The sequence below is a fragment of the Microcoleus sp. LAD1_D5 genome (assembly GCF_036702115.1).
Lineage (GTDB): Bacteria > Cyanobacteriota > Cyanobacteriia > Cyanobacteriales > Microcoleaceae > Microcoleus.
In genome coordinates this window covers 87,890-101,760 of record NZ_JAUBSA010000006.1, presented here as the reverse complement: position 1 = coordinate 101,760, position 13,871 = coordinate 87,890, and the positions used below count along the sequence as shown (strand labels likewise).

The window sequence follows — 13,871 nt, the reverse complement described above, 5'->3', positions numbered from 1 at the left end:
GTTACATAAAATAATCAGGAATTCCGCAAGTCTAAGTAATGCTTGATTTAAAATCCTCCTCAAAGTGAGCAAGGTAGAAGCGCGATCGCTCGCGCGTCTACATTTTTAGACCAGATGTTTGGAAGCCTCTATTAACTGGCGATCGACGAGATAGGAAAAATAAGTCCGAAACAAACTCGCATCCGCTTGCGGGCAGATAATGTCCGTTCCAGAAAGTCCCTTCAACGCATTCTGGCAATCGAATTGCAGCGTGGCAGATTTAGCCATTTCTGCTTCCGAAACTTTTTCCGAGAAAAGACCGACAAGCGGATACAACGCATTTTCTGGAGAATATCCAGCGCGATTGATTATTTCTGCTTGCCAAGTCTCAGACGAAACTCGTTTGATTGGATAACCCATGGAGCAAATCCAGCCAAGCAATTCACTCATTTGAAAGGACTGAGGGTTGACTAAATGAAAAGTCTTTCCGAGCAATTCTTTTTGGCTCGAAAGATGAACGATCGCTCGGCTCACATAGTCAACAGGCGCTACATTCATCAGCTTATCGTCATCGGGCGCACATCCAAGTTGCACGCAACCAGCGATTAACCTGTACAGTAAGTCACTGGGATTGCAAGCCCCTGTTTGGCTGTCCCCAGAAATGCGACCTGGCCTGTAAATGCTAACAGGAACGCCCCGACCGCGCGCGACCTCTACTAACTTTTCTGCCACCCACTTAGTCTGAGTGTAAGCGCCTTTTAGACCCTCTCCGGGAGTTAGTTCATCCTCCTCTCGCACCACCTTAATCCCAGATTCCCCCATTGCCGAGAAAACGGAAATCGTAGAAATTAAATGGACGGGTTTTAGCTTAGTTTGACTCGCCAATCTCAGAACTTCCTGCGTCCCCAAAACGTTAGCGGGTTTGAGAACAGAGTAGGGATAAGTAAACTTGACAAACGCGCCATTGTGGTAAATGACATCAATTTTACTCGCTAAAACTCGGAACTGCTCCTCGGAAAGCCCCAAAAGTGGTTGAGACAAATCTCCAGCAATTGGGATAATGCGATCGCTGCTGCTTTCATCCCAAATTAAATAGGATTCGAGGCTGCTTTGAATCCGCTTTTTAGCTGATTCTGAATCGGCAGAACGGACTAGGCAATAAATTTCTGCTTGAGTTTGTTGCAAGAGGTCGCGGAGTAAAAAGGCTCCCAAAAAGCCCGTCGCCCCTGTTAAGAAAATGCAAGCTGGTTCAGTTTTTGGCTCGCTCAATGGAGTTGCAGGGCGAATTGCCGGATCTAAAACAACTTCAGCGTTAATATCGAAACTTGCAGTGCGATCGCCCGCAGAATCCGCCCCATGCTTCACCTCAATATTCTTTGCTAAAGCAGCGATGGTAGGCGCTTCAAAGAAACGGCGCAAGGGCAATTCCTTTTGGAAAGAATCTCTTACCTTTGCTAGCAACTGAGTAATCAGTAATGAATGTCCCCCCAAATCAAAGAAATTGTCATAAATTCCCACTTTTTCCAGCCCTAGCAGTTGGGCCCAAATCTCAGCCAGCATTTTCTCAATGGGAGTGCTAGGAGCGACAAAAGTATCTGCTAAATCGGCTCTCGCCGCCTCCGGCGCTGGCAGCGCCCGCCGGTCTATTTTTCCATTAGCAGTGAGGGGCAATGCTTTCAGTACGACAAAAGCAGAAGGAACCATGTAGTCGGGCAGTTTTTCTTTTAAAAATGACCGCAGCTCGTTAATAGCGATCGCTGATTCCCTCGCGGGTACAACATAGGCAACTAAGCGCTGATTCCCCGGTTCATTTTCCAGTAGCAAAACTACTGCTTCGCGCACAGCGGAATGTTGAGATAGCGCTGCTTCTATTTCCCCCAATTCAATGCGGAACCCTCGCAGTTTAACTTGGCTGTCGATCCGTCCTAAAAACTCAATATTTCCGTCCGGCAAATACCGAGCCAAATCTCCTGTTTTATACAGACGCGCTCCTTGTTCGGCGTCGAAGGGGTTGATGATGAATTTTTCTGCTGTTAATTGGGGTTGGTTTAGATAGCCGCGAGCTAAAGAAGCACCGCCGATGTATAACTCGCCGGACACGCCAATGGCAACTGGCTGCAAGTGCGAATCAAGTAAATAAATCTGCGCGTTATTGATAGGGCGACCGAGGGGAACTGTCTCAGAAATACAATTTTCTCGGTCTTTGATGGGATAAGCCAGCACGCCTACGGTTGCTTCTGTTGGCCCGTAATGGTTGAAGACTGAACAGTCTGGGGCGTATTTCTGAATAGTTTCGAGCAAATTCCAACTTAAGGGCTCGCCGCCAAGGATTAATCGCTTTTTCGGCAAAACCTGCGCCGGATCAGAAGCAGTTAATAAAGCTTTTAGATGGGAGGGAACGATTTTGAGACAGTCAATGGAATGCTGCTGAAAGTAAGTAGCGATCGCCTCTGGATCGGTGGCGCGTTCCTGGGAAATTATGTGAAGGCTTCCTCCCGTACATAAAGCTGGAAAAATTACTGTATTTCCTAAGTCTGCTGCCAAGGTAGAAACGGTTGCGAAACTGCCACCTGATGGCAGGTTTAGCCGTTCCTGAATGCTGTAGAGGTAATTGACCAGCGATCGGTGTTCAATTGCCACTTTCTTTGGCGTGCCAGTGGAACCGGAAGTATAAATGACATAAGCTAAATTTTCAGGAGAGAGAGGAGGAGAGGGAGAGGGGGAGACAGAGGGAATTTCTGCATCTAAGCAAACGATTTTTGCCTGAGTTTTTGGCAATTTTTCGATTAGCTGTTGTTGCGTTAATAGCACTGCCACTCCGGCATCCTGCAACATCAAGGCGAGGCGCTCTTTTGGCATGGCCGGATCGAGTGGCAAGTACGCGCCGCCTGCTTTGAGAATGCCGAGCATTCCGGCGATCGCATCCACAGATCGCTCAGCACAAATTCCCACTAATCCTTCGGATTTTACTCCTAATTGTTGTAGGTAATGAGCGATTTGGTTGGCGCGGGCGTTGAGTTCTCGGTAGGTGAGTTGCTGATTGTCACACACAACCGCAAGGCGATCTGGTACGCGCTCCACTTGTTGCTCAAATAGCTGGTGAATGCACTTGTCTTTTGGGTAATCTTTCTGTGTTTGGTTGAACTCAACTAAGACTTGGTGGCGGGCGCGATCGCTCAGAATTTCCAACTCGCCGAGAGCGGTTTCTGGCTGATTAGCAGCACTTTTTATTAAGGTGTAGAATTGCTCTGCTAAACATTGGATCGCTTGTTCCCCTATCAAGGCCGGATCGTAGTGAAACTCAGCGATGAGAGCATCCTCTCGGCGCACGCAGGAGAGTTTAACTTTGAAGTGATCGCCGCAGACATATTGCTGGTAAATTGAAAAATCTACGCCAGCCGCCGCATACTTTTCTACTTGTTCCTCGAACTCAAAGCAAAATGGCAATCCAGCCGATCCGTTTATATCATCCCGGTTGAAATATTCCTGCCATTTATAAGCCTCGCTTTCGGATTGCTGAATTTCCTGCCAAACTTCCTGAAAGGTAAAATTTTCTTGCAGTTGGCTGCGAAGCGGTAAAAACTTGGCAAATAGACCGAGTGCTGGTTCTAATTCTTCATATTTGCGATTGTCGAAGGCGGTGCCAATAATGATTTCTGCCTTTCCCGCCCGCCGCCAGAGCAACGTTTTCCAGCAAGCTAGAAAGAAAGCAGATATTGAGGTTTTGTAGCGGCGGGCGATCGCTTCTATTTCTTCTAGTAAACTCAGTTCTATTTTAACCTCAAAAAAATTCGGTTCAAATGGATCAGACGCGCTGCTCTTTTTATTTTCAAAAGGCAATTTTAAACTGGCTAGCGCCGAGTAATCTGGATCAGTCCAATATTTTTTGCCCTCTGCCGCCTCTTCATCCTCAATCAATTCATTCTGCCATTCCGAATATTGGACATATTGCACCACTTCGTCGGCCAGTTCCTCACCTTGCAAGCAAGCTGCATAACACTGGCTAATGTCTCGAATTAAATTTTTGATGGTGCGGGAATCGGCGCACAGGGAAGGCAGGCTAACAAGCAAAATGTGCCTGTTTGCTGATAGAGAAATTAAGAATAACCGCCAAATTGGATTTTGCTCGAAGTTGAAAACTGAGCGCTTTTCGTTTTGAAAAATTTCAGGGAGTTTAGCCGCTTGTTCTGGCGGGGTCAAGCATTCGAGATTAACGATCTGCCAGGAAATTAAGCTGCGATCGCCAATCACTTGAATCGGAAATTTAATCCCAGAACGTCGCTGAAAGCTCGTCCGCAGAATTTCGTGGCGATCGCTGACTTTTTGCAGCGCTTCTTTTAAGGCATTAGCTTGGAGATTGCCCTCGATCAAAATCGCACATTGAGCGCGGTAAGCGGGACTATCTTGTTGCAACAGCCACAGATATTTTTGTTGAGGAGAAAGCCGAAATCCATTAATTGTTTGCATGGGTTATATTGCTTTATGTTTTAGGATCGCTAGGGACTTAAGTCCAAAGCTGATAGATCAAGTCCGTTAAAACTCACATCTTGCACCATTCTCAAGAACAGGCTTTCCGGCCTGTTCCACAAAGAGTATATTTTCTTGTGGGGTGGGCATCCTGCCCGCCCATAAAAGGCTGATTGAGAAGGGTGCAACATAGGATTTAAAACAGACTATGGGAAAGGCGTTGAAGTGGCGAATACTGGCAATTCTAACTTCCTAGCAGAGTTGGAGAAAACCGAATTTTGCGCGATAGAAGCCAGCTTTTAAATCTCTGCTTCACCGATCATTTCGCCCATCGCTACCACAATTTTGCGCGGCCCGACAAATGGATTGCGACTGTGAGCAGCCAACATATTATCTAACATTAATATGTCGCCAGCTTCCCAAGGGAAACTAACGGTTGCCTGCTGATAGACGGCCTGAATTTCTGCCATTACCGAGTCTTCAATGGGAGTGCCGTCGCCGTAATAAACATTGCGAGGCAGGTTGGCTTCTCCAAAGACAGATAATAAGGAGTTGCGGACGGCGGGATCTAAGCAGGAAATGTGGTGCAAAGGAAGTTGGTTGAAAAATACCATCTCTCCAGTTTTGGGGTGCTTGGCGATCGCGGGCCTCCGCTTGCTAGTTCTGAGCTTATTTCCGTCTTTCCACTCAAATTCAATCCCCGCTTGACGGCAATATTGTTCCACCTCTGTTTTATGGGCCGTTTTGAAAAATTCTTGCCAGCTTACATCGAGTCCGTCGGTGTAATTGCGGACGTACATCAGTTGCTTTTGGGCGAATTTTTCTCGGAGTTTGGGGTCGAGCAACTGGTAAACTTTCCGACAATCAACGATCGGGGTTTCGCCGCCTGACTGCGCGGGTTGAACGCAGAAAAACCAGATTTTCATGGGCCAACGGTGCAGGTGCGAACTTTCGTTGTGAAAGAAGATGGTTTGCTCGGCAGGATAAGGGGTCGAACCGTAAACTTTTCCGCCGATTCCTTCGCGCGGCAAATCTCCGTACTCGCCGAACAGTTGCGGACAAATCCCCAAGGCAAACTGCTCGAAAGTAGAAACTAAGGGCTCGGTGAAGCCTCGAAACAAAATTGCGCCGTGTTGCTGCAATTTTGTTTCGATCAAAGTTCGGCTGTTTTTTGCCCAATCAATGAGATCGACATCGCTGGCAGCGGGTTTAATGACTAGCGGCAATAGTTCCCCAGGCTGGAGAAATTCGGTTTTTATCAACTCGCCGTCTGGCAGAGTGACTACTTTCGGTTTAACACTCTTAAACTTGCTAAAATTCAGCTTTTCGCGCTTGACTTCTTGCATTGCTTGTTGTTCCCTTTCCGCTTTTGTGAGAATTTCTAAGTTATTTAACCGAGTCTCAGGCTCCGCCACAATGCTGTTGAGTAAGGTTTCAAAACGGCTGGACATTTGCTCGATGGCGGCGGCATCGAAAAGGTCAGTGTTGTACTTCCAAGTGCCTGCAATTCCTTGCTCGGTTTCTCCCACGAAGAGAACTAAATCAAATTTAGCGATGCCGCTGTCAAGTTCTAAGGGACTCAAAGTTAACCCGCCTAGTTCTAAAGCAGGCATGGGCATATTTTGCATGACGAATAAGACTTGAAAGAGCGGTGTTTGATTCAGGCTGCGATCGGGCCGCAATTCCTCCACCAATTTGTCGAATGGTAAATCCTGGTGAGCGTAGGCTTTTAAGGTGACTTCGCGCACGCGATCGAGCAATTCAATAAAAGTAGGATTGCCGCTGAGATCGCCGCGCAAAAGCAAGATATTGACAAAGAAACCAATCAGAGCCTCTGTTTCCAATTGGGTGCGGTTGGCGAGGTCGGTGCCGACCACCATGTCATCCTGATTTGTCGATCGATATAGCAGCGTTTCAAGAGCAGCTAGCAACGTCATAAATAGGGTGACATTTTGTTGGTGGCTCAGCTTGTTGATCGCGGCGGAAAGGTTTGGGGAAAGCTGGAAAGGTTGAACGGCAGCGCGATAGGTAGAAACAGCGGCGCGCGGTTGTTTTGCAGGCAGTTGCAGCACTGGTAAGCGATCGCCTAAATGTTGCTTCCAATAAGAAATTTTTTCTTCTAAAACTTCCCCAGAAAGCCAGTTTCGCTGCCACACGGCATAATCGGCGTATTGGATGGAAAGTTCGGGAAGTGGCGAGGGTTTGCCAGTACAAAAAGCTTCGTAGAGCGTTGCCATTTCTCGCACGAGTACCCCTAGGGACCAGCCATCTGCAACGATGTGATGGATGGTTAGCAATAAGATAAATTCTGTGTCGCCTAACTGTAGCAAAGTGACTCGCATTAATGGCCAGTTTGCTAAGTCAAAAGGTTGTTGCGCTTCCTCGGCGGCGAGCCTCATAGCTTCTGCTTCTCGCTGAGATTGAGGAAAGTGCTGCAAATCTATAACTGAGAGCGCGAAAGTAGGGGAGGGAATTATCAATTGAATGGGCCGCCCTTCCACCGCGCCAAAAGTTGTCCGCAAGGCTTCGTGGCGATTTATAACTGCTTGGAAACTGCGCTCTAATGCTGTCACGTCGATCGCACCTTTCAAGCGCAGGGCTGCGGGGATATTGTAAGCCGGATCGCCCGGTTGCAACCGATCGAGAAACCAGAGCCGCTGTTGTGCGAAAGAAAGCGGCAATTCTGGGCCTCGCGGTGCGCGATGGATGGGGGGTGCTTCGAGTTTTTGCTCGCTGCTGCTGATTTGGGAAATGTGATCGCTCAAACTTGCCACTGTTGGCGATTCAAATAAGACGCGCAGGGGCAATTCAATTTTAAAGGCTTCTCGCAGGCGCGCGATCGCCTGAGTAGCTAATAAGGAATGTCCTCCCAATTCAAAGAAGTTATCGTGAATGCCAACTCGCTCTAAACCGAGAACTTCAGCCCAAATTTCTGCTATTAATTGCTCGTCGGGAGTTCGAGGCTCGGTAAAATTGCTCTCGAATTCCGCTGTGTTTGTGTCAGGTGCAGGTAGCGCTCGCCGATCGATTTTTCCGTTAGGCGTTAAAGGCATTGCTTCCAGCAGCACAAACGCTGACGGCATCATGTACTGCGGCAGTTTTTGTTTGACAAAGACGCGCAAGTGATTAATAAATTCTGAATGCGTAGGAGTAGTGTCCCCGTGTCCGCCCCGGAGTTCTGAGTTAGCAACGATATAAGCTACTAAACGCTTGTCGCCCGGATTGTCCTCTCGAACCAGTGCGATCGCTTCTCGCACGGCTGGATATTGGCTGAGTACCGCTTCAATTTCGCCTAATTCGATGCGAAATCCGCGAACTTTCACCTGGTGGTCGCTGCGCCCTATAAATTCAATGTTTCCATCTGGGAGATAGCGAGCCAAGTCTCCGGTTTTATAGAGGCGTTCTGAAAGAATAAACGATGAAGGATGAAGGATGAATGATATCAATTCCGGTTGCACCGGAAGGATTGTTGACTGTTGACTGTTGACTGTTGACTGTTGACTGTTGACTGTTGACTCGATTTTATGATTCCGATGCAACCGGAAACGATATGAAGCATGACTTGGGTTCTCTGCAAAGGGGTTAGGAATAAACTTCTCTGCGGTCAGTTCCGGTCGGTTTAGGTAGCCTCTAGATAAGCCGGCACCGCCGATGTGCAGTTCGCCAAATACGCCAACGGGAACCGGCATTAAATAGGGGTCTAATATGAAAATTTGAGTGTTAGCAATTGGGCGACCGATGGAAACTGATTCATCTTTGCAATCAACCTGATAGAGAGTAGACCAGATAGTGGTTTCTGTAGGGCCGTATAAATTCCACACAGAAGCGCAGCGCAAAAGCAACTGATTGGCGAGCTGTTGGGGTAAAGCTTCTCCCCCGCACAGTATTTTTAATTGATTGTTTCCCTGCCATCCTGCTGCTAAAAGCATTTTCCAACTGGCTGGAGTAGCTTGCATGACTTTCGCGCCAGAATTCGTTAATGTTTCTAAAAGCTTTTCGCCGTTAGATGCCACTTCTCGGCTGGCTACAACAACGCGAGAACCTGTTGTAATAGGCAGGAACAGTTCCAGCGCTGCAATGTCAAAAGATAAGGATGTTACTGCTAGCCAAACATCGCCGTCTGCGATCGCGAGTTGTTGGCGCATAGAACTCAAGAAGTTAACGACAGAGGCGTGGGAAATTTGCACTCCTTTGGGTTTACCTGTTGAGCCTGAAGTATAGATGACATAGGCTAAATTGGAGGAATTTTGTAAACCCACGAGTGGCTCGTCGCTGCTCGATATGCCTTCCAAATCTGCATCCAGAAACACGAGGGAGGTGCTATTCTTGGGCAGGGTTTTTAATAGCTTTTTCTGAGTGAGTAACACGGAAATTTTCGCGTCTTCCAGCATGAATGCAAGGCGCTCTGGTGGATACGCTGGATCGAGGGGAACATAAGCGCCACCGGCTTTGAGAATGCCGAGAAGCCCTACCATCATTTCTAGGGAACGTTCGACATAAATTCCCACCAAAACTTCTGGTTTGACACCGATTTTTTGCAAGTAACTGGCGAGGTTATTTGCTTTTTGGTTCAGTTCCCGGTAAGTCAGACATTCATTTTCAAAGACGACAGCGATCGCATCCGGCGTCCGCTCTGTCTGCGCTTCAAATAGTTCATGTATGCACTTATCTTGCGGAAAATTCGATTGAGTATTGTTCCACTCGAACAGCAGTTGCTGCTGTTCAGGTTTCGTCAATATTTGCAAATTTGAAATCCGCTCTTCGGGATTAGCAGCTATACTTTCTAGTAAGGTTATAAAATGTCCGGCTATCCGTCGTGCAGTGCTAGCATCAAACAAATCTTGGCTATACTCAAGCGTTCCATTAATACCCTCTAATCCTTCCTCCAGGTCAAGCGCTAAATCAAATCTCGCCGTTTTTCGTTCTATTTCCAAACTGCTCAACGTCACTCCTGGCAATTTAATCTGCGGCGTCCGAACATTGCGCAGAGAAAACAACACCTGAAATAGCGGATTATGACTTAAATCACGTTCGTGATGTATGATTTCTACCAGTTTCTCGAAGGGCAAATTTTGGTGGTTATAGGCGCCGAGAGCTACTTCTCGCACGCGACCGAGTAACTCTTTAAAAGTCGGGTTGCTCGACAGATTGGTGCGGAAAACTAAGGTGTTAGCAAATAAGCCAATTACTTCCTCGATTTCGCGTCGGTTGCGGTTAGCAATGGGGGAGCCGACTAAAATATCTTCTTGCCCGGTGTAGCGATAGAGCAATGTTTTAAACGCTGCCAGTAGGGTCATAAATAAAGTAGCTTTTTCCCGCTGGCTTAATTGGGCGATTTCCTCTGCGATTGCCTTGGGAATGGTGAATTTATGCACGGCACCTCGGAAGGTTTGTACTGCCGAGCGGGGGCGATCGGTTGGCAAATTTAGTACCGGGAGATTGCCTCCTAGCTGTTTTTTCCAGTAAGCAACCTGCGTCTCTAAAACTTCTCCCTGCAACCACTGGCGCTGCCAACTTGCAAAGTCTGCGTACTGTACCGACAGTTCGGGAAGGGGAGAAGGTTTGCCAGTGCAAAAGGCTTGATAAAACGTTGCGAGTTCCTGGATGAATATTCCCATTGACCAGGCATCGAAAATGATGTGGTGCGTACTCAATAGCAGCACCCAGTTGGAATCGCTCAAGTGCAGCAATTTGGCACGCAATAAGGGTGCTTGTGACAAATCGAAAGCAAGCTTTGCTTCTGCGGCGATTAACCGTTCTACTTCGCGAGATTGTTCAGTTTCAGGAAGACCTCGCAAATCTATTTCTAAAATTTTCAATTCCAGGTTTGAAGCGATCGCCTGAACGGGTTGCCCGTTTATTGTCTTAAAAGCCGTTCGCAAAACTTCATGACGCTTGACAAGTTCGTTGAGACTGCGATCGAGGGCTCTCGCGTCGAGTGTTCCCGTCAAACGCACGCCGGCGACGATGTGATAGGTAAAGTTGCCTGGAGTTAGTTGCTCAAAAAACCACAACCGCTGTTGAGCAAACGACAGAGGAAAAGTGTTAGACTCTCGACTTTGAGGCAGAATTTTTTCTAGCGAAACGCTTTCTTTTTTCTGGTTGAGTCGCTGCAACAGCAACTCGCGCTTTTGGGGAGAAAGAGCCGCGATGCGTTCGATTAAATCACTCATTTGCTGACTCCTTGGGCGAGAATTTCCTGAATTTGTGCTTCTGACAGTTGATCGAGGTCTGCTAAAACTTGAGCGAGCATTTCACTGTCTGTTTGTTCGGCTTGCTTGTGCGCGATCGCTACAGCAAAATCGGCGACAGTGGCCGACTCAAATAAACGGTGCAAAGGCAACTCGACCTGAAATGCTTGGCGCACTCGGGAAATTACTTGAGTTGCTAATAGGGAATGCCCTCCTAATTCAAAAAAGTTGTCGTAAATGCCGACTTTTTCAATTTTGAGAACTTCAGCCCAGATAGCGGCTAAAACTTCCTCGATATTTGTGCGAGGCGCGACAAAGTTTTCTGTCAACTCAGGTCGCATTTCGTCAGGTGCCGGCAGCAATCGTCGGTCTATTTTTCCGTTAGAAGTTAAAGGAAAACTTTTGAGGATCACAAAAGCAGAAGGCACCATGTACTCCGGCAATTTTGACGTTAAAAAAGTGCGAATTTCCTTATGGGTAGGTGCTTGTTTCTGCTCGGAAATCAAATAAGCCACGAGGCGCTTTTGTGCCATCTCGTCTTCTGGCGCCACAACTACAGCCTGCGCGATATCTGGATGTTGCCCCAGCACCGCCTCAATTTCTCCCAATTCAATGCGGAAACCGCGAATTTTTACTTGGCCGTCAATTCGCCCAATAAATTCGATGTTTCCGTCTGGCAAATAGCGAGCCAAGTCGCCGGTTTTGTACAGTCGCGTCTTTGCTTGCGCGTCAAATGGATTGGGAATAAATTTTTCTGCGGTTAATTCAGGGCGGTTAAGATATCCGCGTGCCAAATTATCACCGCCGATGTAGAGTTCACCAGGTACGCCTATCGGCACCGACTGCAAGTAAGAATCCAAGATATAAATCTGAGTGTTTGCAATCGGAAGACCGAGTGGAACTGTGTCAAAATCGCACCCAATTTTATCAAATTCGACTTGATAAGTCAGCACACCTACAGTTGTTTCTGTTGGTCCGTAGTGATTGAATACTGAGCAACTGGGAGCAAGATTGCGAAGTGTTTTAATTAAGCTCCAGTTGGCAGATTCACCTCCTAAAATAAGCCGTTTACCAGGCAAAATTGACTTGGGTTGAGAGGAATTTAAAAGGGCGGCTAGGTGAGAAGGAACTATTTTGAGGCAGTCGATGGGATGGCGGCAGAAATATTCACCCAGTGCCTCTGGATCGGTGGCGCGTTCTTGGGAGATAATATGTAGGCAACCGCCGAAACAAAGGGCGGGGAAAATCGCTGTGTTTCCTAAGTCGGCGGCGAAGGTGGAAACGGTAGCAAAACTGGCATCGGCTGGTAGGTTTAATTTTTCCTGAATGCTGTGCAGGTAATTGAGCAGTTGCCGGTGTTCGATCGCGACTCCTTTGGGGATGCCAGTGGAACCGGAAGTATAGATGACGTAAGCTAAATTGTCACAAGAGGCGCGAGCGGTGTAAGATGCAGAAACAGTGGGAATTTCTGTATCGATGCAAACAATATTTGCCTGAGTTTTCGGCAAGCTTTCGATGAGCCGCTGTTGTACGAGCAAAACCTTCACCTGAGCGTCTTCTAGCATTAGCGCTTTGCGCTTTATTGGGGTCGTTGGATCGATGGGTAAATAGGCACCACCGGCTTTGAGTACGCCCAGCATTCCTACGATTGTTTCTAAGGAGCGATCGAGGCAAATGCCAACAACGACCTCTGGCTCAACTCCCAAGTTTTGCAGGTGATGGGCGAGTTGATTGGCGCGATCGTTGAGTTCTCGGTAGGTGATTTGTTCACTTTCAAAGACGACGGCAATGCTGTCTGGGTTGCGTTCTGCTTGTTCTTCAAAAAGCTGATGAACGCATTGATTTTTCGGGTAATCTTTTTGAGTTTGGTTAAAGTCAATGAGAAGTTGCAGCCGATCGCGATCGCTCAGTATGTCTACCTGACTGATAGCGACTTCTGGATTTTTGACTATGCTTTCTAAAAGCGCCTGAAAGTGTTCTGACAAGCGCTTTATATCTGCTGCAGCAAATAAAGCGGAATCATAGTGAAATTCAGCGCTTATGGAATTGCACAGGCGAAGGCAGGAGAGCTTAAGTTTGAATGGCTCTAGGCAGGAATCTTGCCGAACAAGGGAAAATGAAACGCCTGAATTACCATAGTTCTTAGGCTCTGCTTGGAAGTCAAAGCAGACAGACCAAAAGCTGCTGCTTTTTTCGTTTTCTAGGATTCCTTCCCAGCTAAAATATTCTTGCCAGTTGTACATCTCGTTGAGATTAAGCTCAACTTGCTGCCTCTGTTGTGAGAAATTTAAGTCGTCTTGCACTGGGCATCGTAGGGGTAAGTATTTGCACAGCAGCCCCAGAGAGTGTTCTAATTCTTCATATTTTCTGCCGTCAATCGCTACGCCGATTATCGGGTTTGGATCTCTGGTAAGTCGCCAAATGAGAATTTGCCAGCAAGTCAGCAGGAAGCCAGAAATATCGCTTTTGTGCTTTGGGGCGATCGCTTCCAGGCTGTTCAACAAATCACCCCGAATTTCCACCCTTTCTACTAGCGGCTTAAATTCCGCTTCTGCATTCTTCTTTTCCCAAGGAAACGTTAATAAATCCAAAGATTCAATGTTCAGCTTTCGCCAGTATTCTTGGCCGATTGCCGTTTCTTCTGATTCGAGTAACTCATTTTGCCACTCAGCAATATCGGCATATTGCATTGGCTCATCGGCCGGTTCTTCTTGGCACGCACAGGCTGAGTAGGAAAGACTGAGCTCGCGGGTAAAATTTTTCAGGGTGACGCTATCTGCAATTAAGGCAGAGAAGTTCGCCACCAATAGCTGCTTGTCTTGGGCGAGAGTGACTAAAGAGATGTGCCAAAGTGGGCCGCGCTCAAAATCAAAAGGAAGCAGACTTAGTTGCTGAAAAAGCGCTGCGATTTTAGCTTCTTGTTCTTCTGGAGACAAACCGCTCAGATTGTGTTCCGAGATAGGAACTTGACCAGTGCTGGCTATCGCTTGCAGGGGTAGTGTCATCCCAGGCAAGCAGTGAAAGCTAGTACGCAGGATTTCGTGCCGATTTACGACATTTTGCAGCGCCCTTGTAAAAATCTCTCGATCGAGGTTTCCGGTAATTAAAACTGCACCTCGAACGCGATAAGTCTGTTGGCTTTTATTTTGCTGTAACCCCCAAAGATGCCGTTGCTGTGGAGAGAGTCTAAACCCTTCGATTGTTTCGTTTTGCATTTCTAAAGTTCCTTTAATA

3 protein-coding genes are annotated in these 13,871 nt (G+C 47.3%); all 3 read right to left on the bottom strand.

Translation table 11 applies throughout. The features are described from left to right. Positions 1-105 precede the first annotated feature (105 nt). The gene (locus tag QUA70_RS04860; RefSeq protein ID WP_333345304.1) at positions 106-4,446 is read right to left on the bottom strand and encodes an amino acid adenylation domain-containing protein; all 4,341 of its coding nucleotides are present in this window, start codon (positions 4,444-4,446) and stop codon (positions 106-108) included. Positions 4,447-4,745: 299 nt separating this feature from the next. Continuing rightward, entirely contained in the window at positions 4,746-10,619 is a 5,874-nt protein-coding gene (locus QUA70_RS04855; protein ID WP_333345302.1) for an amino acid adenylation domain-containing protein, read from the bottom strand. Further along, positions 10,616-13,852: an amino acid adenylation domain-containing protein gene (locus QUA70_RS04850; protein WP_333345300.1), complete on the bottom strand. Its 3,237-nt coding sequence runs from the start codon at positions 13,850-13,852 to the stop codon at positions 10,616-10,618. The genes QUA70_RS04855 and QUA70_RS04850 overlap by 4 nt, the downstream gene beginning before the upstream one ends. Positions 13,853-13,871: the final 19 nt, after the last annotated feature.